General features: G+C 68.2%; 20 protein-coding genes. 16 read left to right on the forward strand and 4 right to left on the reverse strand.

Annotation, left to right across the window (positions count from 1 at the left end; all coding sequences use genetic code 11):
• Window positions 1-130 precede the first annotated feature (130 nt).
• The 7 genes from HTA01S_RS19025 to HTA01S_RS19055 all read left to right on the forward strand — a co-directional run bounded on the left by HTA01S_RS19025 (window position 131) and on the right by HTA01S_RS19055 (window position 7,529).
• A complete protein-coding gene (locus tag HTA01S_RS19025) occupies window positions 131-1,603 on the forward strand; it encodes an APC family permease (protein ID WP_068174312.1) in 1,473 nt (490 codons plus the stop codon).
• Window positions 1,604-1,822: 219 nt separating this feature from the next.
• Window positions 1,823-3,154 (forward strand): type I glutamate--ammonia ligase, encoded by a 1,332-nt coding sequence (locus HTA01S_RS19030; protein WP_068174313.1) that lies wholly within the window; start codon window positions 1,823-1,825, stop codon window positions 3,152-3,154.
• A gap of 7 nt (window positions 3,155-3,161) precedes the next feature.
• Complete coding sequence (locus HTA01S_RS19035; RefSeq protein WP_068174314.1) at window positions 3,162-3,908, forward strand: glutamine amidotransferase-related protein; 747 nt, start codon at window positions 3,162-3,164, stop codon at window positions 3,906-3,908.
• A 12-nt stretch (window positions 3,909-3,920) separates the two neighbouring features.
• Window positions 3,921-5,186 carry a cytochrome P450 gene (locus HTA01S_RS19040; protein ID WP_068174315.1) on the forward strand — a complete coding sequence of 422 codons (1,266 nt, stop codon included), beginning with the start codon at window positions 3,921-3,923 and terminating at the stop codon, window positions 5,184-5,186.
• Window positions 5,187-5,193: 7 nt separating this feature from the next.
• Window positions 5,194-6,444: an NAD(P)/FAD-dependent oxidoreductase gene (locus tag HTA01S_RS19045; protein ID WP_068174316.1), complete on the forward strand. Its 1,251-nt coding sequence runs from the start codon at window positions 5,194-5,196 to the stop codon at window positions 6,442-6,444.
• Entirely contained in the window at window positions 6,441-6,761 is a 321-nt protein-coding gene (locus HTA01S_RS19050; RefSeq protein WP_068174317.1) for a 2Fe-2S iron-sulfur cluster-binding protein, read from the forward strand. Before HTA01S_RS19045 ends, HTA01S_RS19050 begins: the two co-directional genes overlap by 4 nt.
• Before the next feature lie 63 nt (window positions 6,762-6,824).
• Window positions 6,825-7,529, forward strand: a complete 705-nt coding sequence (locus tag HTA01S_RS19055; RefSeq protein WP_068174318.1) for a helix-turn-helix transcriptional regulator — start codon at window positions 6,825-6,827, stop codon at window positions 7,527-7,529.
• Between the two features lie 10 nt (window positions 7,530-7,539).
• Here HTA01S_RS19055 and HTA01S_RS19060 read toward each other — a convergent pair whose 3' ends face one another.
• Genes HTA01S_RS19060 through HTA01S_RS19070 form a run of 3 tightly spaced genes read right to left on the reverse strand, consistent with a single transcriptional unit; the run spans window position 7,540 to window position 10,223 of the window.
• On the reverse strand, window positions 7,540-8,175 hold the full coding sequence (locus tag HTA01S_RS19060; RefSeq protein ID WP_068174319.1) for a nitroreductase family protein: 636 nt from the start codon (window positions 8,173-8,175) through the stop codon (window positions 7,540-7,542).
• A 7-nt stretch (window positions 8,176-8,182) separates the two neighbouring features.
• Window positions 8,183-8,728: a cytochrome b gene (locus tag HTA01S_RS19065; protein WP_068174320.1), complete on the reverse strand. Its 546-nt coding sequence runs from the start codon at window positions 8,726-8,728 to the stop codon at window positions 8,183-8,185.
• A gap of 43 nt (window positions 8,729-8,771) precedes the next feature.
• Window positions 8,772-10,223: an aldehyde dehydrogenase family protein gene (locus tag HTA01S_RS19070; protein ID WP_068174321.1), complete on the reverse strand. Its 1,452-nt coding sequence runs from the start codon at window positions 10,221-10,223 to the stop codon at window positions 8,772-8,774.
• Between the two features lie 257 nt (window positions 10,224-10,480).
• Between HTA01S_RS19070 and HTA01S_RS19075 the strand changes: the two genes are divergently transcribed.
• Window positions 10,481-11,461 (forward strand): helix-turn-helix domain-containing protein, encoded by a 981-nt coding sequence (locus tag HTA01S_RS19075; RefSeq protein WP_068174322.1) that lies wholly within the window; start codon window positions 10,481-10,483, stop codon window positions 11,459-11,461.
• A gap of 200 nt (window positions 11,462-11,661) precedes the next feature.
• Entirely contained in the window at window positions 11,662-13,032 is a 1,371-nt protein-coding gene (locus HTA01S_RS19080) for an aspartate aminotransferase family protein (RefSeq protein WP_174545208.1), read from the forward strand.
• A 36-nt stretch (window positions 13,033-13,068) separates the two neighbouring features.
• Here the strand turns inward: HTA01S_RS19080 and HTA01S_RS19085 are convergent, their stop codons facing one another.
• Window positions 13,069-13,851 carry an IclR family transcriptional regulator gene (locus HTA01S_RS19085; RefSeq protein ID WP_068174323.1) on the reverse strand — a complete coding sequence of 261 codons (783 nt, stop codon included), beginning with the start codon at window positions 13,849-13,851 and terminating at the stop codon, window positions 13,069-13,071.
• A 195-nt stretch (window positions 13,852-14,046) separates the two neighbouring features.
• On the opposite strand from HTA01S_RS19085, the gene HTA01S_RS19090 reads away from it, so the two are divergent.
• From HTA01S_RS19090 to HTA01S_RS19120, 7 genes are all read left to right on the forward strand, one after another.
• Window positions 14,047-15,021, forward strand: coding sequence for a tripartite tricarboxylate transporter substrate binding protein (locus HTA01S_RS19090; protein ID WP_068174324.1), 975 nt, complete (start codon window positions 14,047-14,049; stop codon window positions 15,019-15,021).
• 31 nt (window positions 15,022-15,052) lie between these two features.
• Entirely contained in the window at window positions 15,053-15,844 is a 792-nt protein-coding gene (locus HTA01S_RS19095) for an enoyl-CoA hydratase/isomerase family protein (protein WP_068174325.1), read from the forward strand.
• 5 nt (window positions 15,845-15,849) lie between these two features.
• Window positions 15,850-17,958, forward strand: coding sequence for an acetate--CoA ligase family protein (locus HTA01S_RS19100; protein ID WP_068174349.1), 2,109 nt, complete (start codon window positions 15,850-15,852; stop codon window positions 17,956-17,958).
• 9 nt (window positions 17,959-17,967) lie between these two features.
• Window positions 17,968-20,022 (forward strand): FAD-dependent oxidoreductase, encoded by a 2,055-nt coding sequence (locus tag HTA01S_RS19105; protein ID WP_068174326.1) that lies wholly within the window; start codon window positions 17,968-17,970, stop codon window positions 20,020-20,022.
• 2 nt (window positions 20,023-20,024) lie between these two features.
• Window positions 20,025-21,350, forward strand: coding sequence for an MmgE/PrpD family protein (locus HTA01S_RS19110; RefSeq protein WP_068174327.1), 1,326 nt, complete (start codon window positions 20,025-20,027; stop codon window positions 21,348-21,350).
• 11 nt (window positions 21,351-21,361) lie between these two features.
• A complete protein-coding gene (gene pcaF, locus HTA01S_RS19115) occupies window positions 21,362-22,564 on the forward strand; it encodes a 3-oxoadipyl-CoA thiolase (protein ID WP_068174328.1) in 1,203 nt (400 codons plus the stop codon).
• A gap of 100 nt (window positions 22,565-22,664) precedes the next feature.
• Window positions 22,665-23,651 carry a tripartite tricarboxylate transporter substrate binding protein gene (locus HTA01S_RS19120; protein WP_084236283.1) on the forward strand — a complete coding sequence of 329 codons (987 nt, stop codon included), beginning with the start codon at window positions 22,665-22,667 and terminating at the stop codon, window positions 23,649-23,651.
• Window positions 23,652-23,694 lie beyond the last annotated feature (43 nt).

Below are 23,694 nucleotides of genomic sequence, written 5' to 3' on the forward strand. Positions count from 1 at the left end.
AAGGTGCCGATCCGGGCTAACCGCCGCACCGGGAGCGCCCCTAGAGTCGCGACAGTTGCGGGGGTTCCGCGACACCCCATGTGCCGGCGCGGGGCTTTGTTATCGGCAGCACACAGACAGTGACAACAACATGGCAGTCCATCAAGCGTCAGAGCAGGAAAGTCCTGCGTACCCACCCCACGGCGGGCCTCACGAGCTCCGCAAGAACTCGCTGGGCCTCATCTCGGTGACGTTCATGGTCATCTCGGCGGCGGCGCCGCTCACCGGCGTGGCCGGGGCGGTGCCCATCGCCTTCCTGCTGGGCAACGGCACGGGTGTGCCCGCGACCTTCCTGTTCATGACCCTGATCATGCTGGCCTTCTCGGTCGGCTACGTGGCCATGTCGCGCCACGTGCGCAACGCCGGGGCCTTCTACGCCTACGCGGCGCGCGGGCTGGGCGGGCGCTGGGGCGGGGCCACCGCGATGATGGCCCTGGTGGCCTACAACGCCCTGCAGTTCGGGCTCATTGGTCTGCTGGGCGGTGTGTCGGCGGGTGTGTTCTCCGAATTCGGCCTGCAGATGCCCTGGTGGATCTACAGCCTGGTGGCGGTGATGCTGGTGGGCATCCTGGGCTACCGGCAGGTTGACCTCTCGGCCAAGGTGCTGGTGCTGCTGGTGTTGCTGGAGTACCTGATCGTGCTGCTGGTGGATTTCGCCATCCTCGGCACGGGCGGCGCAAGCGGCCTGTCGATGAACCTGTTCGACATGTCGGCCATCGGCTCGGGCTCGTTCACCGTGGCGGTGCTGTTCTGTCTGGGTTCGTTCATGGGCTTCGAGGCCACCACCATCTACGCCGAAGAGGCGCGCGACCCCGACGTCACCATCCCGCGTGCCACCTACCTGTCGGTCGTGCTGATCGGTCTGTTCTTCGTGTTCACCACCTGGCTGATGATCGCCGGCGTCGGTGCCGCCGAACTGATCCCGACGATCCAGGGGCTCAAGGACCCGACCACCTTCTTCTTCGAGCTGGCCGGCCGCTACGTGGGTGGGCCGGTGCCGATGATCGCCGGCCTGCTGCTCGTGTCCAGCCTGTTCGCCGCGCTCTCGGCCTTCCACAACTACATCGCGCGCTACAGCTACGTCGCAGGTCGCGAGGGCTTGCTACCGGCGGCCTTCGGCCATACGCACGCGGCGCACCAGAGCCCGCACGTTGGCTCGGTGGCCCAGACCATCGGCGCGCTGATCGTGCTGGCGGTGTTCGCGGGCCTGGGGCTCGATCCGGTGCTCAACATGTTCACCTGGATCTCGCAGGTCGGCGTGCTGGGCGTGCTGGGCATGATGGCGGTCACGTCGCTGGCGGTGGTGTGCTTCTTCCGCCGCCATGGCGAGGCTTCGCTGCTGACCGCCTGGGTGATGCCTGTGGCCTCGGGTCTGGTGATGGCCGTGCTGTTCGTTTACATCTTCCTGAACTTCGGCGACCTGACCGGTACGCAAGGCGGCGGTCTGGGGGTCATCCTGCCATCGCTGATCCCGCTGGCCGCGCTGGTGGGCTGGTTGCTGGCCAGCCGCCTCAAGGCGGCCAATCCGAAGGCGTTTGCCAACATGGGTGCCAGCCGCACCTGAAGCATGGGGCCCAAGGGCCCGTTCGGTTCAACCGAGGTTCCAGGGGGAGCGATCCCCCTGGTTTTTTTTCGTCTGCGCGCGAGGGGCCGCCCGCCTCATCTCAACAGACGATGGTGGTTTTGTTCCGCTTTTCCTACATTGGATTGCCTAGCACGACATCGTGAAAAACGCATTGACCGATGTCAAGACCCATCCCATTCACACCCACTGAACAAGACCATGAGACAAGAAAACGCGGACCGATTCCTCACCATTGCCGTGGCCGACACCAACGGCCTGCTGCGGGGCCAGAAGGTGGCCGCCAGCGAGTTGCCCGGCATCCTGGCCAGCGGCATGGGCATGTCGCCGGCCCAACTGGCCCTCGACCCCACCGATGTTTTCCTGAGCATGCCCGGCGTCACCGACGGCACGGGCGACTTCCACGACAGCGCACTGACGGTGGACACCGGCAGCCGCCGCGAGATTCCCTGGGAGGTGCCGTCGGACCAGGGGCTGTACCTGGCCGAGTTTTCGGGCGACGCCCAGGCCTTCTGCCCGCGCAGCGTGCTGCGCCGGGTGCTCGACCGTGCCGCGGCCATGGACGTCTTTCCCAAGCTCGGCTACGAGCTGGAGTTCACGCTGTTCAACGAGACCGCCGAGACCCTGCAGGCCAAGCAGTACGACCAGTTGCGCACGGCCACTGCGCACGCCAGCCACGATCTGGTGATCTACCAGGCCGCGCAGTCGGAGTTCTACAACGGCGTGGCCGATTTCTGCGAGCCGCTGGGCATCCAGCTGGCCAAGATGCACGAGGAGATCGGTGGCGGCTTCATGGAGGCCTGCATCGCCGCCAACAAGGCCATGGCCGCGGCCGACCAAGCGGTGCTGCTGAAGAACTTCCTGCGCGTGTTCGCCATGCGCCGCGGCCAGACCATTTCCTTCATGCCGCGCTGGTCGGAGCAGGCCGACAGCCAGTCCAGCCACATCCACATCTCGCTGCTGGACGGCAAGGGCAGGCCCTGCTTCTGGGACGCGGAGGCCGAGCACCACATGTCCCGGCGCTTCCGCCACTTCATCGCCGGTGTGCAGCGCTACCTGCCGGAGTTCATGCTGATCTTCGCGCCCACGGTGAACAGCTGGCGCCGTTTCGCCGAAGGCACGTTCGCGCCACCGGCCTTCACCTGGGGCATCGAGAACCGCACCACCTGCCTGCGCGTGGTGGGGCACAGCCCGTCATCGATCCGGGTGGAGAACCGCCTGCCGTGTGCCGACGCCAACCACTACCTGACGGCGGCCGCCAGCATCGCGGCGGGCCTGGCCGGCATCGAACAGAAGCTGGAGCCCAGCGCGCCCACCGTGGGCAATGGCTACCTGTCCGACGCGCGCCAGGGACCACCGCTGCAGCCGAACATGCTGGCGGCCGTGCACGCGCTGCGCCAGTCGGCCTGCGCGAAAGACTGGCTGGGTGAGCGCTTCGTCGAGACCTTCAGCGCCACGCGCGAGGCGCAGTGCAAGTCCTTCGCCGGCAAGTCGCTGATCGACGAGCGCCGCCGCTTCTTTGAACTGGGGTGAGGTCAGCATGCTCATTGGCATCCTCGAATGCGGCCAGACCAGTCCCGACTGGATCGAAGAACACGGTGAGATGGCCGCACCGTTCCCGCCCTTCCTGCGCAGCGCCGACGCCGCGCTCGAATTCAAGGTCTACAAGGCGCACCGGCACGAGCTGCCGGCCACGGCCACCGAGTGCGACGCCTGGCTCGTCACCGGCAGTCCGGCCAGCGTGCACGAGCGCCTGCCCTGGCAGCCCGCGCTCGCGCAGTTTCTGGTCGGTGCGGCGCAGCAGCGGGCGGTGGTGGGCATCTGCTTTGGCCACCAGCTGCTGCACGACGCGCTGGGGGGCGTGGTGCAGCGCTCCGGCAAGGGCTGGGGCGTGGGCGTGCAGGCTTACCCGCTGCAGACCGTGCCCGACTGGGCGCCGCCTGGCGCGCTGGACGGCGACCGTTTCCACCTGATCGCCCTGCACCAGGACCAGGTGACGACGCCGGCCCCGGACACCCGCGTGCTGGCGGGCAACGGCTTCTGCCCGCTGGGCATCACCACCATCGGCGAGAACGTGCTGACCATCCAGGCCCACCCCGAGATGACCACCCGCCTGGCGCGGGACATCTACGAATCGCAGCGTGCCGAACAGGGCGACGCGATCACCGACGCCGCCGTGCAGAGCCTGCAGACCCGCATCGACAGCCGCCCCGCGGCGCACTGGGTGCTGGCCTTTGTGCGCCACCGCCTGGCCCGCCTCGCGGCCACCACCCCACAAACCCGCTGAAGGGAACACCCCATGACATCGCTCACCACCACCCGGCCGACCACCCGCGTCGACCTCACCGACCCCGGCGTCTGGCACCAGGCCGTGCCCGCCGAAGAATTCACGCGCCTGCGCCGCGAGTCGCCAGTGGCCTGGAATGAACGCACCGACGGGCAGAAGGGCTTCTGGGCCGTGACGCGCTACGACGACATCGTCACCGTCTCGGGCAACACCGCGGTGTACTCATCGCGCAACGGCGTGATCAGCCTGGACGACTTCGACGACGCGCAGAACGACGCGCGCCGCACTCTGCTGGAGATGGACGCGCCCCAGCACCCCAAGATGCGCATGATCACCGTGCCCGGCTTCATGCCGCGCGCGGTGGCGGCACTGGAAGCGTCGGTGCGTTGCACCGCCGCGCGCCTGCTCGACGAGGTGCTGCAGTCGCCGCAGGTCGACGTGGTGGAGGTGCTGGCCAAACAGCTGCCCATCGTCACGCTGTGCCGCGTGCTGGGCATTCCGGAAGAGCGGCGGGACGACATGATCCGCTGGAGCGATCAGCTGATCGGATCCGACGACCCGGAGTTCGTCGACCCGGCCGTGGCCGCGGTGCCGGAGGCCGAGCGGCGGATGCTGCCCTTCGGCCACCCGGCCTCGCTGCAGGCCTTCGAGCTGGGTCTGCAGCTGGCGCAGGAGCGCCGCCACCAGGGCACGGACGACATCGTCACCCGGCTGGCGCTGGGCAGCTTTGACGGCCGGCCGCTGTCCGACGGGGAGTTCTGCAACTACTTCCTGATGCTGGTGGTGGCGGGCAACGAGACCACGCGGCATTCCATCTCGCACGGCATCAAGGCCTTCTGCGACTTCCCCGACCAGTGGGCGCGTTTTCGCGCGGGTGGTGTCGATGCGCGGGTCGCCGCCGACGAGATCTTCCGCTGGGCCAGCCCGGTGCACTTTGTGCGCCGCATCGCCACCGCCGACGTCGAGCTGGGCGGCGCCCAGATCGCCCGTGGCGACAAGGTGGCCATGTACTACGCCTCGGGCAACCGGGACGAGGCGCATTTCGACGCGCCGCACAGCTTTCGCATCGACCGTACGCCCAACCACCACATGGCCTTTGGCCGCGGCGGGCCACACTTCTGCCTGGGCACGCACGTGGCCAAGCTGCAGGTGAGCGTGCTGCTCGAAGAGATGGCCAAGCGCGTCGCCTCCATGTCGCTCACCGGGCCGGCCGACCGCCTGCGCAGCAACCACGTGCACGGCATCAAGCGCCTGCCCGTGGCCTTCACCCCGGCCTGAGGTGTCCATGCGCACCCCCCATGCCGTCATCCTGGGCGCCGGCCACGCGGCGGCGCAGCTCGTGACCAGCCTGCGCCAGCAAGGCTGGCAGGGCGACATCACCCTGGTGGGTGAAGAGCCGGTGCTGCCCTACCAGCGCCCGCCGCTGTCCAAGGCCTACCTCGCGGGCCAGATGAGCGCCGAACAGATGCTGATCAAGAACGCCGCGGCCTACGAAAGGGCCGGTGTGAACCTGCGCCTGGGCGTGCGGGCCGAGCGCATCGACCGGGCGAAGCAGCAGGTGCACCTGAGCACCGGCGAGGTGCTGGACTACAGCGGCCTGGCCCTGACGCTGGGGGCGCGCGTGCGCGAGCTTGCGGTGCCGGGCGCCACTCTGCCCGGTGTCTTCTGCCTGCGCACCCTGGCCGACCTGGACCGCATCAAGGCCCATGTCGCCACCAGCACCGGACGGCGTGCCGTCATCGTGGGCGGGGGCTACATCGGCCTGGAAACCGCCGCCGGCCTGCGCCAGCTGGGCCTCGCGGTGACCCTGCTCGAAGCCATGCCAAGGTTGCTGCAGCGCGTGACCAGCACCGAAGTCTCGGCCTTCTACCAGCGCGTGCACACCGAAGAGGGCGTGGACATCCGCTGCGGCAAGAGCGTGCAGGCCATCTTGGGAGAGACGGCGGTCTCGGCGGTGCAGTGCGAGGACGGAGAGACCTTCCCGGCCGACCTGGTCATCGTCGGCATCGGCGTGCTGCCCAATGTGGAGCTGGCCGCGGCGGCGGGGCTGAATGTGGGCAACGGCATCCGCGCCAACGCCTTCGCTCAGACCAGCGATCCGCTCATCGTCGCGGCCGGCGACTGCACCGAGTTCTTCAGCGAGGCCCATGGCCGCTCCATGCGGCTGGAGTCGGTGCCGCACGCCATGGCCCAGGCCAGCTGTGCGGCGGCCACGCTGTGCGGCAAGCCGGTGGCCTACCAGGCGCAGCCCTGGTTCTGGTCCGACCAGTACGACCTCAAGCTGCAGATGGCCGGCCTGTCGCAGGGCCACGACCAGGCCGTGGTCCGCGGCGACAGCCGCCAGGGCCGCAGCTTCTCGGTGTACTACCTGGCGGGCAGCCGCCTGCTGGCCGTGGACTGCGTCAACCGGCCCAGGGACTTCATGCTCGGCAAAAAACTGATCGCGGCCGCCGCCGAAATTCCCGCCGACGCGCTGGCCGACGAATCGCAGGACCTCGGCCACTGGATCACCACACCCCTCACCACCACACCATGATCACCATCACCTTCATCGACCACCAGCAGCAGGCCACCACCGTGCAGGCCGCACCCGGCAGCTCGCTCATGCAGGCGGCCGTGGACAACCACATCACCGGCATCGTTGGCGAGTGCGGGGGCTTCTGCTCCTGCGCCACCTGCGTCTGCCAGGTCGAGGCGGCCTGGGTGGGCCGGCTGCCGCCACCCGAGGCCATGGAGAGCGCCATGCTGGAATCGGCCGCGGCCGACCACCCGGCCAGCCGTTTGTGTTGTCAAATCGCGTTGAATGCGGATCTGGACGGCCTGACGGTGCACCTGCCCGAGAGCCAGTTCTGAAGCCGCGACCTGCGCCGCCAAGCCTTGCGGGTCCGGTGACGCATTGAACACGGAGCCAACGGGGTGAGCACCAACACGGATGTCTCGGACGATTTCAAACGGGCCCTGTTCGCCCTGGTCCACCGGCTGATGCCGGTGGACGGCATCCGGTTTTTTATCTACGTGCCCTGGGCGCAGCTGCAGCAGGACAGCGCCTCGCACGCGCAGCTGGACACCATGCTGCGCCAGTATTCGGAGACCTGGTGGGCGCAGGACCCGATGCACCCCTCGCGCTATGAGGACCAGGACACGGCGGTGGTGTCGAACTCGATGCTGATGTCCGACGATGAGTGGCGCCAGAGCGGCATCTACACCGGCTTCTACCAGCCCAACGGCTACTTCCACAACTGTGATGTGTTCTTCCGGCAGCAGGGCCGCATCGTGGCGGTGCTCTCGCTGGTGCGGCGCGACGCCGCGCAGCCCTTCACCGAGGCCGAGGTGGCGGAACTCAACAGGGTCCAGCCCTTCGTGGAGTTCAGCCTGGGCGCCATCCACGTGGCCAGCCGCGTCATCAGCCGCACCAGCCTCTCGGCTCAGTTCCACCTGACGGCGCGCGAGCTGGACGTGGTGGAGATTGCGGTCACCGGCATCAGCAACAAGGCGCTGTGCCGGCACCTGGGCATCTCGCTGCCCACGCTGCGCAGCCATGTGCAGAACATCTATACCAAGGTGGGTGTGCGCTCCAGCTCGGAGCTGATCGCCAAGCTCGCGCCCATCCGGTTCAGCTGAATCCGGGCCCTCAGACGAAGGACAGCACCTCGCCCACCGGCCGGCGCGGCTTGCGCGGCCAGTTGCCCGGCGCGGGCCGGCCGATGGCCACCAGCATCACCGGCAGCTCGGTCGGCGCCAGGCCGAATTCGGCGCTGACGGCCGCTGCGTCAAACCCGCCCATGGGGGCGCTGGCCAGGCCCAGCGCCTGGGCCGCCGTCATCAGGTTCATGGCCGCCAGCGAGGCCGAGCGGACGGCCTCGTCGCGCTGCTTCACCGGCCTGTCGTGCATGCCCCGGTGGGTGTCGTTGGCCCAGGCGTCCAGATCCGCCGGCTTCATGTGGCCGGCGTCGACCAGGGGCTGCAGGTTGGCACGTATGCGCTCGTGGCCGTTGAGCGTGCCGATCACGATCACCGTCACCGCAGCGTCCTTCACCTGGTGCTGGCCGTAGGCCCGTTCGCACAGCTTCTGTTTGCCAGCGCCGGAGCGGACTGCGATGAAGCGCCAGTTCTGCAGGTGGTAGGCGCTGGGTGCCTCGCAGGCGTAGCCGATGAGGTCGGCGACGACGTCGTCGTCGATTTCGAACGCCGGATTGAAGTGGCCAGTGGAGACGCGCGCGCGGATCAGTTCCAGCGCCTGGGGGCAAGAGGGGAGTTGCAGGGACATGGGTTTCTCAGAGCATGCGTTGGAGGACATCGTTGTCGGGGTTCTTGTCGAAGTAGCGGTGCTTGACCACGCCGGCCAGGTGCAGCGCCACCACCGCGAGCAGGGTGTAGGCCAGGATGCCGTGCAACCAGTCGGCCGCTTCGTACACGGCCTCGTTCTTCGGGAACAGCTCGGGCACGTGGATGCCGAAGAAGGTGACGCCGTCGCTGTACTCGAAGGTGCTCGACAGGGTGTAGCCGGTGATGGGGAGCATCACGATGAGGGCGTAGATGGCCCAGTGGGCGAAGTGCGCGAGCTTGCGGTCGAAGGCGGGCAGGCCCGCCGGCAGTTCGGGCGGCACGTAGCGCAGCCGGTTGCTCAGGCGGATGAAGATGAACAGGAAGGCCAGCAGACCGAAGGACTTGTGCCACCAGTAGAGCTGCCCGACGAGGGGCTCGCGGGCCTCGTCGTAGGGCGTCATGAACCAGCCGCCAAAGATCTGGCCCAGGATGAGGATGGCCATCAGCCAGTGCAGCACGCGCATGCTGGCCGGGTACTTGTCTTGATGCTTCATGTCGTGTTCTCCAGGGGAGGTTGGTGTGGAAAAGCGTTGCGGGTCAGGGCAGCAGCACGGTGATGACTTTTTCTTCGGTGTAGGCCAGCGCACCGGGCAATCCGCCCTCGCGGCCGATGCCACTGGTCTTGAGGCCGCCCCAGGGCAGGTTGGCGTCGAGCGGGCTCCAGCAGTTCACCCCGACCGCGCCCACCCGCATCGCGCCGGCGACCTTGTGTGCGCGTTCGAGGTTGCTGGTCCACACCGTGGCCGCGAGGCCGTAGGCCGAGTCGTTGGCCAGCGCAATGGCTTCTTCTTCGGTCTCGAATTCGATGACCGTGCCCACCGGGCCGAAGATTTCCTCACGCGCGATGCTCATCCGGTTGCTGGCCTTGCCGAAGATGGTGGGCCTGACGAACCAGCCCTTGGCCGAGTCCGACACGCCACCGGCCAGCAACTCGGCGCCTTCGTCGATGCCCTGCCGGATGTAACGGTTCACCCGCTCGTACTGGGCTTTCTTGGCCACCGGTCCCATCTGCACACCTTCCTGCGAAGGGTCGCCCACGCTGACCGACTTCGCCGCCTGCGCCAGTGCGGCCGAGAACTTCGAGGCGATACCTTTCTGCACCAGGATGCGCGAGCCCGCGGCGCAGACCTGTCCCTGGTTGATGAACAGCCCCATGGCACAGCCACGCACCGCGTCGTCGAAGCGCGCATCGTCGAACACGATCTGCGGGCTCTTGCCGCCCAGTTCCAGGGTCACGCGCTTGAACAGCGGCGCCGCGATGCGCTGGATGGCGGCACCTGCCTCGGGGCTGCCGGTGAAGCTGATCTTGGCCACCTTCGGGTGTTCGCACAGTGCGCGGCCCACCACCTCGCCCACGCCCATCACCACGTTGACCACACCGTCCGGAAAGCCCGCTTCCTGGCACAGGGCGGCCAGGTGCAGGGCCGACTGGGGCGTCTCTTCTGAAGGCTTGATGACCACCGTGCAACCCGCCGCCAGCAGTGCAGCCAGCTTCCAGGTGGTGATCATCAGGGGCGCGTTCCACGGCACGATGGCCGCAACCACACCCACCGGCTCCCGCACCGTGTAAGACAGCGTGCGCACACCCATGTAGCCGCTGCTGGGGATGGTCCGTCCTTCCAGATGGTTGGCCCAGCCCGCAGCAGCGCGCAGGTGGGCCACGGCATTGGGCACGTCCATCATGCGCGGCTCCATGCGCGAGCGTCCGATGGCCCGGGCGTCCATGTCGGCGAGGATCTCCAGATCGCGTTCGACCAGGGTGGCCAGGTTGTTCAGCAGCACCGCGCGGTGGGAGCCGTTGAGCTTGCTCCAGGCCCCGCCGTACAGCTGGGCGTGGGCAGCCGAAACGGCGCGGTCCACGTCCTGCGCGGTGCCACTGGCCACGGTGGCGTAGACCTGCTCGTCCACGGGGTTGATCAGGTCCAGGCGGCCGTCGTCCGACGAGTCGGTGTGCGCGCCTTCGATGAAGTGTTTGAGGTGCTGGGGCATGGTGAATGCTCGTGTGGTGGGTGGGCTTCGAGGGTTGGCGACAGGGACGAGGCCCCCGAATGAGCGGCGAGTGTCGGTCTGGCCTGCCGCGTTTCATTAGCCCAAATCAGCAAGTCGTCGCGCCCGGCGCCCGCAACTGCGGGTTAGCACGGGTACCTGCCCCCAAGGGACCAGAGGCACACTTCTTGCGGCACCAGGGATCACTTCGTCACGGGCCGCCAGATGCCCGCATTCGGACCACGTTGACCAGAGGTCTCATGAACACCCGAACAGATCGCTTCAACGACGTGCATCTGCACGCCACATCGGTGCACGGCTGGGGCCAGACCTACAGCCAGATCTCGGCTGGCGCCGCGCAATGCGCGCTGTCCCAGTTCTCCAACGCTCGGATCCATGCGTTCCGCGAGCACATCAACCAGCGCGTGGTCCAGCACGGCGAGGCGCCGCGCGGCCAGATCTGTTTCGCGGTGCCACTGGTCGTGCCCGGTGCGGCGCGGGTGCAGGGCCGGGCGGCGGACGACAAGTGCATCTTCGTGCTGCAGGGCGGCGACGAGTTCATGTTCCACATGCCCATGCACATGGACATGCTGTCCATCACCTTCGAGCGCGAGGCCTTCGAACGCATGATGTCGGGCGCGCCCTGGCCCACCGGCATTGATGCGTTGCTCAGACAGCCCGTGGTGCAGGTGCCCGGCCACCGTCTGGCGGAAAGCCGCAGGCGCCTGCTGGCGCTGTTCAACGAGGTGATCGCCGCCCCCGAGCAGGTGTTCACACCCGAGGCGGAGCAGCAGGTCGAACAGGCCATGCTGGGCGAGCTGATGCGCCTGATCTCGGACCCCGCATGCGACCGCACGCAGCGCCACGGCAGTTCGTCACGCAGCTTCATCGTGGAGAAGTGCCACCGCCTGACGGTGTCGGACGCCGCCAATGCCCCCAGCGTGGTGGACCTGTGCAAGCGGCTGCGGGTCAGCCGCCGCACGGTGCAGAACAGCTTCCAGAGCGTGACCGAGACCAACCCGGTGTACTACATCCGCAGCGTGCGCCTCAACGGCGTGCGGCGTGAGCTGATGTCCACCACGCCCCAGCAGCTCTCGATCGGTGATGCGGCAGCGAAGTGGGGCTTTTTCCACCTGAGCCACTTCGCGTCGGAGTACCAGGAGCTGTTCATGGAGCTGCCCTCGCAGACGCAGCGCGCCGTCAGCGCGCCACCCGTGCGGGCCGCCGCCGCCACGGCCTGACCCCTGTCGGCGCTGCGCGCCGGCCCCCTTGGCCGTTCGCCCGAAGGCAGGCCAACCAAAAGCTTGCCGATTCGGGCTAACCCCGCTCGCGGGGGCACCCACAGAATCCTCCTCACCAGAGCCGCGCGGCTCTGTGTCCTTCGATGCAACCGCCCATGGTGGCGGAGCATCGCCGACCACAGTTTCTCCAAGGTGTCTCCGTGAACGAACTTCTCTTTGAATCCCTGAGCTTTGCCGATGCGCCCAAGATGGTGTCGGCCACCTTCCCCGGCCCCAAGGCGCAAGAGGCGCTGGCGCTGTCCGCACGCACGGAGTCGATGGCGCGCGGCGGCGGCCGCATGCCGGTCGTGATGGACCGCGCCTTTGGTGTCACCATCAAAGACCCGGACGGCAACACCTTCATCGACCTCTCGGCCGGCGTGGGCGTCAGCAGCGTGGGGCGCTGCCACCCCAAGGTGGTCGAGGCCATCCACCAGCAGTCCGGGGTGCTGATGCACGCCATGGAGGTCAACAGCACCAAGCGCACCGAGCTGGCGGCCAAGATCTCCGAAATCATGCCCGAGGGGCTGCGCGGCGACTGCATCACCTTCTTCGCGCAGAGCGGCAGCGACGCGCTGGAGGCAGCGGTGAAATTCGCCAAGCGCGTGACGGGCCGACACCAGATCATCGCCTTCCACGGCGGCTACCACGGCGTGTGGAACGCCTCGAACGCGCTGACCACTGGCACGGCCTACCGCAAGGGCTACGGACCGTTCATGGGCGGTGTGATCCACGCGCCATATCCCTACGCCTACCGCTTCCCCTTCGACACCACCCACAAGAGCGCCGAGCAGATCGCCGGCGAGTACGTGGACTACCTGCTCAACACGCCCTACACCGCCGCAGACGACGTGGCCGCGGTGATTGTGGAGCCGGTGCAAGGCGAGGGCGGCTACGTGCCGCCGTCGCCCGAATTCCTGCAGCTGCTGCGCAAGGCCTGCGACAAGAGCGGCGCGCTGCTGATCGTGGACGAGGTCCAGGCGGGCGCGGGCCGCACCGGCAAGATGTGGGCGGTCGAGCACTCGGGCGTGAAGCCCGACATGCTCACCTTCGGCAAGGGCATGGGCGGTGACGTGCCCATGGCGGGCCTGGTGATGCGCTCGGACCTGGCGGCCAAGATTCCCGACGGCTCGGTGCCCAACACCTTCGCCGCCAACTCGCTGTCGGCCGCGGTGGCGCTGACCAACATCGGCTTGCTACAGGACCCGGAGCTGGACCTGCTGAACCGCGCCCACCAACTGGGCCTGGAGGCGCAGGAATACATCCGCGGCTTCAACAACCCCTACGTCGGTGAGGTGCGCGGCCGCGGCTTGATGATCGGCATCGAGCTGGTCGAAGACAAGGCCACCAAGGAACCGCTGAGTGGCGAGAAGCTGGGCAAGCTGATGGGGTACGTGCTCAGCCACGGCGTGCTGATGGTGCCCTGCGGCCGCTACACCAACGTGATGCGCGTGATGCCATCGCTGACCATTCCGCGCAAGCTGCTGTTCAAGGCGCTGGACGTGTTCGGCGAGGGGCTCAGGACCCTCTGAAGCGGCGGCCGACCAGGCACGCGAACATGGCTTCCCCTAGGGCACGGGAAGCTTCGACAAGGCCAGACAGATGTCCTCTTTCAGGCGCAGCAAATGGGGCGCGAGGGTCTTGACCCAGCGGTCGGCATGCTCCTGCGTGGACACGCTGACGTTGACGACACAAATGCCCTCGGCGGTTGGGAAGGCCGTGGCCAATGCCACCACCTCCGGCTGCCAGCTGGCCCAGCAATAGCCTTTGGACTTCATGCTGTCCATCGACGCTTCGATCGCCAGTTTGATCTCTGGCCAGTGCCGGCCGTTGCGTCGTTTGAAGATGGGCTCCAGCACACGGTAGCGTTCCACGGGTGCCGTGGCGAGGTACGCGCGCCCCAACGACGTGAGTTCCATCGGAACCCGCTGGCCGGACACCACGTTGCGTAGGGCGACGCGGCGGTTGTAGCGGATCGATTCCAGGTAGACCATTTCGTCGCGATCAGGGTAGGCCAGGCCGACGTTGATGCGCTCGCGCTCTGCCAAGGCGCGCATGCGCGGCGCGGCGATGGCCAGCACCTGTGAGCCCGATCGCATGGCGTGCCCCAGGCTGAGCACCAGCGGCGCGAGCCGGTAGGCGCGGCGGGCGCGGTCTTGCTGCAGCAGGCCCGCAGCCACCAGGGTCTGGGTCAGGCGGCTCACCGTGGAGTTGGACAGGCCGGTCCGCTCCGCGATCTCTCCGTTGCCCAGCAGATCCGATCCCGGCCGAAAGGCGCGCAGGATGTCGGCGCCGCGCAGCAGCGAGCGGTTCGAGGTTGAGCGGCCGGGGTTTTCTTCAAGGGGGTTCATGGCGTGCCTTTCGAAGGTTCGCCCCGGTGTTTCTGCGGGGTTCTTCTCTTTCTGCGGCCCATTCTAAATTCCACTCAATGGAATTACATGGATCTCAAAAACGTCTTGCGGTTCTAAGCTCTGGATTCGGCCAACAGGTCGATGCGGCGCCTCATCGAAGGCCGTGCCCGAAACCTTCCATCACGGAGACATCCCATGACATCGTTCCCCATTTCCCTGCGCCGCCTTGCCAGCGGTCTGTGCCTGAGCCTGGCGGCCATCGCTGGAGGCGCCTACGCCGACTACCCCGAAAGGCCCGTGCGCATCGTCGTGCCATTCGCCCCGGCGGGCGGAACCGATCTGATCGCACGCACCCTGGGTCAGGGCATGTCCAAAGAACTGGGTCAGACGGTGATCGTCGAGAACAAGCCCGGTGCGGGCACCGTGATCGGCACCGACCTCGTCGCCAAGAGCCCTGCCGACGGCTACACGCTGGTGATCGCCACGATGGCGCACGCCGTGAATCCCAGTCTGCTGCCCAAACTGCCCTACAACAACGAGACCGCCTTCGCGCCGGTGAGTCTGATCGGAAAGGGTCCGAACGTGCTGGTGGTGCGCGCCGACAGCCCGTACAAAACCGTGAAAGACATCCTGGACGCCGTGAAGTCAGGCAAGAAGCTGACCTACGCATCGCAGGGCAACGGCACGTCGGCTCACCTGGCCGGTGAAATGCTCGTCAACCTGACCAAGGCCGATATCCTGCATATCCCCTACCGCGGCGCGGGCCCTGCCATGACCGACCTTTTGGGCGGTCAGGTGGACCTGTTCTTTGGCACGGCAGCCGCCGTGTCCAGCATGGTCGGTCAGGGCAAACTCCGCGCGCTCGCGGTGACGACGCTCGAGCCATCGCCCGCGTTCAAGGGCATCCCCACGGTCGCGGCCACCGTGCCCGGCTACTCGGTGGAAAGCTGGTATGGCTTCTTTGTGCCTGCCGGCACACCGGCCCCCGTGATTGCCAAGCTCAATGCCGCGGTCAAGAAGGCCGCACAAAGCCCTGAGTTCGTGAAGAAAGTGGAGCACGAAGGCCTGATCGTCACCGCCAGCGATCCCGCCGAGTTCGACCGCTATGTGAAGGCCGAAGAAGCCCGCTGGAGAAAGATCGTCAAGGAAAACGGCATCAAGGCCGAATGAGCGACCGAACCCGGAGCGAACCAGCAACACCATGGACCACACCCTGATCGAACTGCAGGTGAGCAGCGGCATCGCCACGCTGACGCTGAACCGGCCCGACAAGCGCAACGCCATGAGCGACGGCATGCGCTCGGAATTCATCCACGCCCTGGAGTCGGTGACGGCCGACAAGGCGATCCGCGCCCTGGTGCTCACCGGCGCCGGCAAGGGCTTCTGCGCCGGGGGCGACATTGCGGGCATGCAAAAGCGCATGAACGCCCCGGCCGGCGAAGTGGGCTTCAACGGCTGGCACCGCCAGCAGCGCGTGCACCACACGCAGTCGCTGCTGCACACCTGTCCCAAGCCGGTGATCGCCGCCGTGAACGGCGCGGCCTCGGGTCTGGGCGCCGATACAGCGCTGGCCTGCGACTTCATCATCGCCAGCGAGTGGGCGAGCTTCGCCTGGTCGTATGTGCTACGCGGCATCGTCCCGGACGGCGGCGGCATGTATTTCCTGCCGCGCCGCGTGGGCCTGGCCAAGGCCAAGGAACTCATCTTCACCGGCAGACAGGTCAAGGTGGACGAGGCGCTGGCGCTGGGCATCGTGGACTGCAAGACCAGCGCGGACACGCTGCTGGCCGACGCGCAGGCCTGGGCCGCGGAGCTGAGCCAGGCGTCGGGCACGGCCATCGCACTGACCAAGACCATCCTCAACCAGAGCTTCGAACTGACTTCGCACGACGTGTTCGCGCAGGGCAGCCAGGCGCAGGGCATCTGCTACACCAGCAGCGAGCACCGTGCGTCGGTGGAAGCCTTTCTGGCCAAGGCCGCAGGCAAGGAGTGAAGACCATGGACGCCCCCATCAACGCGATCTCCCGCCTGCTGCAGCCGCGCAGCGTCGCCATCATCGGCGCCTCGGCGGACCCCGGGAAAACCGCCGGCCGCCCGGTGGCCTACCTGCAGAAGCACGGCTTTGCCGGCCGCATCCTGCCGGTGAACCCCAAGGCCGACCGCATCGGCGACCTGCCGTGTTACGCCGACATCGCCTCGTTGCCGGAAACGCCCGATGTCGCCATCGTGCTGCTCGGCGCCGAGCGTGCCCACCTCGCGGTCAAGGAACTGTCGGCGCGCGGTTGCGCGGCCGCCATCGTGCTGGCCAGCGGCTACACCGAGACCGGCGAAGAGGGCGCGCGCCGCCAGAAGCAGCTGGTAGACGCGGCCGGGTCCATGCGCATCCTGGGGCCCAACACCATCGGACTGGTGAACCTGACCGACGCCATCGTGCTCTCGGCCACCGGCGCGCTGGAGATGGACGAGTTCCCGGTGGGCGGCATCGGCGTGGTGTCGCAAAGCGGCGGCATCCTGGGCTCGCTGCTCTCGCGGGCCGCGGCGCGCGGCATTGGCCTCTCCAAGCTGATCTCCACCAGCAACGAGGTGGACCTGGAGCTGGCCGACTTCATTCACCACCTGGCCGACGACCCGGCCACCCAGGTGATCGCGCTCTACATCGAGACCGTGCGCGATCCGGCCAAGTTCCGGGCCGCCTGCCTGAAGGCCGCGCGCAAGGGCAAACCGGTGGTGGCCTTCAAGATCGGCCGCTCGGAAGCGGGCGCCCAGGCTGCCGTGTCGCACACCGGTGCGATGGCGGGTGCCGACCGCATGTACGACGCGCTGTTCAAACAGGTGGGCGTGATCCGCGCACAGACCTTCAACGACCTGCTGGACATTCCCGTGGCCCTGGCCACCGGGCGCCACCTGCGTGGCAAACGTGTGGCCATTCTCACCAGCACCGGCGGCGCGGGCACGCTGGTGTCCGACGACCTGGGCGTGGCCGGTTTCGAGACCCCGGCACCGGATGTCGCCACGGCCGAGGCGCTGCGCGCGCTGCAGACCGGCAGCGAGGCCGTGCTGGACCGCAACCCGATCGACGTGACGTTGGCCGGCCTGCGGCCCGACCTGCTGCGCGGCGCGATCCGCGCCCTGCTAGCCAGCCCGAGCTACGACGCGCTGGTGATCATCGTCGGATCGTCCAGCCTGGCCATGCCCGAGCTGATGGCCAACGCCATCCGCGACTGCCTGCCCGATTCGGACAAGCCGGTGATGGCCTACGTGAGTCCGCACGCGCCCGAAGTCGGCGCCTTGCTCACGCGCCATGGCGTGCCCGCCTTTGCCGCGGCCGAGAGCTGCACCGCGGCGCTGGCCGCCATGTTCAAGGTCGGCAGCTTTGCCGCACCGGTCGAAGAAGCGGATGCAGTCGGCTTCGTCGACCTGGGTGAACTGCCCTCGGGCTCGCTGGACGAGGCCCAGGCCAAGCAGCTGTTCACGCGCTTCAACGTGCCCTGTGCGGCCGAGCGCATCGTCACCACCCCGACCGAGGCCGAGGCCACCGCGCGCGAGCTCGGTGGCCGTGTGGTGCTCAAGATCCTCTCGTCGCAGATCACGCACAAGAGCGACGTCGGTGGCGTGGCCATCGGCCTCACGCCCGAGACGGTGGGGGAGCGCCTGATCGGCATGACCGCCGATGTGCAGGCCAAAGCCGGCGTGCGTCCCGACCGCTTCCTCGTGCAGGAAATGGTGGGCGGTGGCACCGAGCTGATCCTGGGCATGCACCGCGACGCGCTGGGCACCGCCGTGCTGCTGGGCATGGGGGGCGTGACGGCCGAGCTGTTCAAGGACACCACCATGCGCCTGCTGACGCAGGACGCGCAGGGCCTGCACGCGCTGAGCCGCGCCGATGCGCTGGCCATGGCGAAGGACCTCAAGACCTGGCCGCTGCTCGACGGCTTCCGGGGCCGGCCCAAGGCCGACGTGGAAGCGCTGGTGGATGCCATCGTGGCGTTCTCCCGCATGGCGGCGCAGCTCGGCGACCGCCTGGTGGAGGCCGAGATCAACCCCGTGTTCGTGCGCGCACAAGGCCAGGGCGTGAGCGCCGCCGACGGCGTGGTGGTGCTGGCCTGAGGAACTCGCATGACGCCACGTGTGTACCTGGAACGGGATGGCGGGATCGCCGTCATCGTGATCGACAACCCGCCCATCAACGCCGGTTCGGCCGCCGTGCGGCAGGGGCTGATGGCCGCCATCGAGACCCTGCGCAATGACGACACGCTGGAAGGCGCGGTGCTGATCGGGGCTGGCAATACCTTCATCGCCGGGTCGGACCTGCGCGAGTTCGGCCAGCCACTGACCGAACCTCAGCTGCCTGCCGTGATCGCCGCCATCGAAGCCTGCGGCAAGCCGGTGGTGGCGGCGCTGCACGGCGCGGCACAGGGTGGCGGCTTCGAGCTGGCGCTCGGCTGCGACGCCCGCGTGGCCGCACCGGGCACCGTGGTCGGCCTGCCAGAGGTGACGCTGGGCATCATCCCGGGCGCGGGTGGCACGCAGCGGTTGCCGCGCATCGTGGGCATTCCCCCCGCGATCCGGATGATCTGCTCAGGCGAACGGGTGCTGGCCGCGGCGGCCCTGGAGGCAGGGCTGGTGGATCTGATCGCCACCGGCAATCTGCGCAGCGCAGCGGTGGCGCATGCCCGACAGCTCAAGGGGCAGAAGCGGCTGGTGCGCGACCGGCAGGTGCCGCCGGCTTCAAGCGCAGACGTGGCCACGGCCACCACCGCGGCACCGCAGGCCGGCAAGCGCCGGCCTGCGGTGCAGGCGGCCATCGACGCCATCACGGCTACGGCCCAGGTCGGCTTCGACGACGGTCTGGCCGACGAGCGTGCGGTGTTCCAGCGACTGCGCGTCTCGCGCGAGGCCTTTGCCCTGCGTCATCAGTTTTTTGCCGAGCGCGAGAGCGCCAAGCATCCATCGCTGGGTGAAGCCACAGCGCGCCCGGTGGAGCGGGTGGCGGTGATCGGCGCCGGCACCATGGGCTCGGGCATCGCCATCGCCGCACTCGACGCCGGCTACCGCGTGCTGCTGCTGGAGCAGGACGCCGCTGCGCTGGAGCGCGGCACCGGGCGCATCCACGCGCACTACGCCTCGCGGGTGCAGGGCGGCAAGCTCAGCGCCAGTGCCGCCGCGGCCTGCGAAGCCCGCCTGCAGACCAGCCTGGACTGGGCCGACCTGGCCAGTGCCGACCTGGTCATCGAGGCGGTGTTCGAAGAACTGGGAGTGAAGCAGCAGGTGTTCCAGCGCATCGATGCCTTGGCACGCCCGGGCGCCGTGCTGGCCTCCAACACTTCGTACCTGGATCTCGATGCCATCGCAGCGGCCACCTCCAGGCCGCACGACGTGATCGGCCTGCACTTCTTCAGCCCGGCCCACGTCATGAAGCTGATGGAAGTGGTGCGCGGCCAGTCGTCCGCGCCCGACGCGCTGGCCACGGGGCTGGCGGTGGGCAAGCGTCTGAAGAAGATGCCGGTGCTGACCGGCAACGCCTTCGGTTTCATCGGCAACCGGCTGTACGCGGCCTACCGCCGCCAATGCGAATGCATGGTGGAAGAGGGTGCCTGGCCCGAGCAGGTGGACGCCGCGCTGCGGGCCTTCGGTTTTGCCATGGGGCCGTTCGCGGTGGCCGACCTCTCGGGGCTGGACATCGCCTGGCGCATGCGCCAGGCCCAGGCCGCCACGCGCGACCCGCAGGCTCGCTACGTGCACATCCCCGACCGCCTGTGCGAAGCCGGGCGCCTGGGCCGCAAGACCGGCGCGGGCTACTACCGCTACCCGGAAGGCGACCAGGGCCCGCAGGTGGACGAGGCGGTGCACGCACTCATCGCGCAGGCCCGTGCGGACAAGGGCCTGCAGCCTCGCGAGCTGGGCGACGACGAGATCGTGCGCCGCGCGCTGCTGGCCATCGTCAACGAGGCCGCGCTGCTGCTGGCCGAAGGCGTGGCCGAACGCGCCACCGACGTGGACGTGGTGCTGGTCAACGGCTACGGCTTCCCGCGCTGGGAAGGAGGCCCGGTGTTCTGGGCACGCGAGCGCGGGGCAGCCGCCTTGCAGGAAGACATGCTTTGGCTGGCCCAGCTCAGCGGACCGGGCTTTGTGACCGGCGACCTGCGCCACTTGCTCACACCGGAGAACTGAACATGAACGCCGTTGAAGTGTTGGCCCGTTTCGCCACCGGCTTTGCCCGGACACCCTTGACGGCCGAAGTGGCGCACCACGCCCAGCGCGCGGTGATCGACTGGTACGCCTCGATCTACCCCGGCCTGGACACGCCCGCAGTGCAGGTGCTGATGCAGACCATGGCCGACGACCTGGACCGGGGCGCCGCCCAGCTGGTGCAGGGGCGACAAGCCACCACGCGCGCAGCCGCGCTGATCCAGGGCACGGCCGCGCACGCAGCTGAGGTGGACGACAGCTTCCGCGATGCGATGTACCACCCGGGGGCGGCCACCATCGCTGCCGCGCTGGCTGTGGCGCAATCCACAGGAGCGGACGGCCCCGCGTTCCTGCGCGCCGTGGTGCTGGGCTACGAAATCTCCACCCGCATCGGCGTGGTGATGGGGCGCCCGCACTACAGGTACTGGCACAACACCGGCACCATGGGCAGCTTTGGCGCAGCAGCGGCGGCGGCGAGCCTGCTGAAGCTGGACGAAGCGGCCTTTGCCAACACCCTCGCCATCGCTGCCACCTTCTCGGCCGGTCTGCAGCAGGCCTTCCGCCTGGAAGCCATGGCCAAACCGCTGCACGCGGGCCGCGCGGCCGAGGCGGGCGTGCTGGCGGCGCAGCTGGCCGCGGGCGGCATGCGCAGCTCGCTCGATGTGCTGGAAGGCGAATCCGGGCTGGGCAAAGCGATGAGCGAAGGGGCCGACTGGTCCGCCGTGGGCGCCACGCTGGGCACCGACTTTCACATCACTCGCCTGACCTTCAAGAACCACATCGGTTGTGGCCACACCTTTGCGGCCATCGACGGTGCGCAGGCGTTGCAGCAGCAACACGGCTTTACCCACGCCAACATCGAACGCGTGGCGCTCGGCGTCTACCAGCCCACGCTGGACATCGCCCCCCACGTGGACCCGCAGAACGCCGACCAGGCGCGCTTCAGCCTGCATTACATGGTGGCCACGGCGCTGGTGCACGGCAGCGTGCGCCTCTCGGCCTTCGAGCCGGACCGGCTGAACGACCCGGCCACGCGTGCGCTCATGCAGCGCATCCACAAGGCGCTGGACCCCGAAGTGGACGCGGCCTTCCCGGGCCGGCGCGGTGCGCGCGTGACGATCACCCTGCGCGATGGTCGCCAGCTGACCCTGTTGCAACTCGACCGCAAGGGCGACCCGGAACTGCCGCTTTCCGACGCCGACCTGGAGGGCAAGCTCATGGAGCTGGCCACGCCGGTGATCGGTGAGGGCGAAGCCCATGCACTGCTGGGCCGCATCTGGCAACTGCACCAGAGCGAAATCCTTCCCTGAAGAGACACACCATGACCCACGCCTTCATCTGCGACGCCGTGCGCACCCCCTTTGGCCGCTATGGCGGTGTCCTTTCCGGCGTGCGCGCCGACGATCTCGGCGCCGTTCCTCTGCGGGCCTTGCTGGAACGCCACCCTCAACTGGACTGGGAGGCGGTGGCCGACGTCATCTTCGGCTGCGCCAACCAGGCCGGCGAAGACAACCGCAACGTGGCGCGCATGAGCGCGTTGCTGGCGGGCTTGCCCGTGTCGCTGCCCGGCTCCACCGTGAACCGCCTCTGCGGCTCAGGCCTGGATGCGCTGGGCACGGCGGCGCGCGCCATCAAGAGCGGCGAGGCACAACTGATGATCGCCGGTGGCGTGGAGAGCATGAGCCGCGCACCCTTCGTGATGCCCAAGGCGACCAGCGCGTTCTCGCGCGCCAACAGCGTCGAGGACACCACCATCGGCTGGCGCTTCGTCAACAATTTGATGAAGGCCCAGTACGGCGTGGACAGCATGCCCGAGACGGCGGAGAACGTGGCGACCGAGTTCAACGTCTCGCGCGCCGACCAGGACCGCATGGCCCTGGCCTCGCAGACCAAGGCCCTGGCGGCGCAGGAGGCCGGCGTGTTCGACGCCGAGATCGTGCCGGTGCAGGTGCCGCAGAAGAAGGGCGATGCCCTGGTGGTGAGCCGCGACGAACACCCGCGCGCCACCTCGCTGGAGGCCCTGGCCAAGCTCAAGGGCGTGGTGCGACCCGACGGCAGCGTGACCGCCGGCAACGCCTCGGGCGTGAACGACGGCGCCGCCGCGCTGCTGCTCGCCAGCGAAGCCGCCGCGTCCCGCCACGGCCTCACGCCGCGGGCCCGCGTGGTCGGCATGGCCACCGCCGGCGTGCCGCCGCGCATCATGGGCATGGGCCCGGCACCGGCCACGCGCAAGGTGCTGGCGCTCACCGGCCTGTCGCTGGCGCAGATGGACGTGATCGAGCTCAACGAGGCCTTTGCCGCGCAAGGCCTGGCCGTGCTGCGCGACCTGAGGCTGGCCGACGACGACGCCCGCGTCAACCCCAACGGCGGCGCCATCGCCCTGGGCCACCCGCTGGGCGCCAGCGGCGCCCGCCTGGCCACCACCGCCGTCAACCAGCTGCGCCGCAGCGGGGGCCGCTACGCGCTCTGCACCATGTGCATCGGGGTGGGGCAGGGCATTGCGGTGGTGCTGGAAAGGGTTTGAGGGATTTTTCCTCTTCCATTGGGTGGAATTGATAGGGTGCGCCGATCAGGCCCGACCTCTAGAGTGACCACTGTTCCTTCTACAAACACCGGAGACATTCATGAACCCATTTCCCAAGCTCGGCTTCAAGGCCTTTGCCAAGGCCGCGACGGCATTCACCACCGCACTGATCGTGGGTCTGTCCAGCGCCCACGCTTTTCCCGACAAACCCATCAAGCTGGTGGTGCCGTTCGCCCCGGCCGGTGGCACGGACCTGATCGCCCGCACGCTGGCGGTGGAGATGGCCAAGGAGCTGGGGCAGCCCGTGGTGGTGGACAACAAGCCGGGCGCCAGCACCATCATCGGCACCGACCTGGTGGCCAAGAGTGCGCCCGATGGCTACACGCTGGTGGTTTCGTCGATCGCGCACGCGGTCAACCCCAGCCTGATGGCGAAGATGCCCTACTCGACCGAGAAGGACTTTGCGCCCGTGTCCATGATCGTGCGTTCGCCCAACGTGCTGGTGGTCCGCGCCGACAGCCCTTTCAAGTCGCTCAAGGACGTCATCGCCGCCGCGAAGGCCGATCCGGACAAGCTGACCTATGCGTCGCCCGGCAACGGCACCTCGTCCCATCTGGCCGGTGCGCTGTTCGCCGACATGGCCAAGGTCCAGATCAAGCACGTCGCCTACAAGGGGTCGGGCCCTGCGCTCACCGACCTGCTCGGCGGTCAGACCGACATGATCTTTGCCACCTCCGGCTCGGTGGGCGGCTTCATCGACAGCGGCAAGCTGCGCGCACTGGCCGTCACCTCGGCCGAGCGCTCCACTGCATATCCCAGTGTGCCAACCGTGTCCGAGGCCGGTGTGCCCGGTTACGCCACCGAAGGCTGGTACGGCTTCTATGCGCCGGCCGGCACGCCCGCGGCCGTGATCGACAAGCTGAACGCCGCCACGCGCAAGGCCGCCAGCAGCGAGATCTTCAAGTCCAAGGTGGTGAGCGAGGGCATGGTCGTGCAGACCGGCACGCCGGCCGAGTTCGACGCCTTCGTGCGCGCGGAAATCGTTCGCTGGTCCAAGATCGTTAAGGCCGATGTGCTGGGTAAATGAGGCATCCCCTGCGCCGCTTCGCGTCACCCCCCTCAAGGGGGGC

Origin of the sequence: Hydrogenophaga taeniospiralis CCUG 15921, from assembly GCF_001592305.1 — a bacterium.
GTDB classification, from domain to species: Bacteria; Pseudomonadota; Gammaproteobacteria; order Burkholderiales; family Burkholderiaceae_C; genus Hydrogenophaga; species Hydrogenophaga taeniospiralis.

Coding starts and splice junctions, on each gene's coding strand:
- HTA01S_RS19025 (WP_068174312.1), top strand. CDS start 131: ATGGCAGTCCATCAAGCGTCAGAGCAGGAAAGTCCTGCGTACCCACCC.
- HTA01S_RS19030 (WP_068174313.1), top strand. CDS start 1,823: ATGAGACAAGAAAACGCGGACCGATTCCTCACCATTGCCGTGGCCGAC.
- HTA01S_RS19035 (WP_068174314.1), top strand. CDS start 3,162: ATGCTCATTGGCATCCTCGAATGCGGCCAGACCAGTCCCGACTGGATC.
- HTA01S_RS19040 (WP_068174315.1), top strand. CDS start 3,921: ATGACATCGCTCACCACCACCCGGCCGACCACCCGCGTCGACCTCACC.
- HTA01S_RS19045 (WP_068174316.1), top strand. CDS start 5,194: ATGCGCACCCCCCATGCCGTCATCCTGGGCGCCGGCCACGCGGCGGCG.
- HTA01S_RS19050 (WP_068174317.1), top strand. CDS start 6,441: ATGATCACCATCACCTTCATCGACCACCAGCAGCAGGCCACCACCGTG.
- HTA01S_RS19060 (WP_068174319.1), bottom strand. CDS start 8,175: ATGTCCCTGCAACTCCCCTCTTGCCCCCAGGCGCTGGAACTGATCCGC.
- HTA01S_RS19065 (WP_068174320.1), bottom strand. CDS start 8,728: ATGAAGCATCAAGACAAGTACCCGGCCAGCATGCGCGTGCTGCACTGG.
- HTA01S_RS19070 (WP_068174321.1), bottom strand. CDS start 10,223: ATGCCCCAGCACCTCAAACACTTCATCGAAGGCGCGCACACCGACTCG.
- HTA01S_RS19075 (WP_068174322.1), top strand. CDS start 10,481: ATGAACACCCGAACAGATCGCTTCAACGACGTGCATCTGCACGCCACA.
- HTA01S_RS19085 (WP_068174323.1), bottom strand. CDS start 13,851: ATGAACCCCCTTGAAGAAAACCCCGGCCGCTCAACCTCGAACCGCTCG.
- HTA01S_RS19090 (WP_068174324.1), top strand. CDS start 14,047: ATGACATCGTTCCCCATTTCCCTGCGCCGCCTTGCCAGCGGTCTGTGC.
- HTA01S_RS19095 (WP_068174325.1), top strand. CDS start 15,053: ATGGACCACACCCTGATCGAACTGCAGGTGAGCAGCGGCATCGCCACG.
- HTA01S_RS19100 (WP_068174349.1), top strand. CDS start 15,850: ATGGACGCCCCCATCAACGCGATCTCCCGCCTGCTGCAGCCGCGCAGC.
- HTA01S_RS19105 (WP_068174326.1), top strand. CDS start 17,968: ATGACGCCACGTGTGTACCTGGAACGGGATGGCGGGATCGCCGTCATC.
- HTA01S_RS19110 (WP_068174327.1), top strand. CDS start 20,025: ATGAACGCCGTTGAAGTGTTGGCCCGTTTCGCCACCGGCTTTGCCCGG.
- pcaF (WP_068174328.1), top strand. CDS start 21,362: ATGACCCACGCCTTCATCTGCGACGCCGTGCGCACCCCCTTTGGCCGC.
- HTA01S_RS19120 (WP_084236283.1), top strand. CDS start 22,665: ATGAACCCATTTCCCAAGCTCGGCTTCAAGGCCTTTGCCAAGGCCGCG.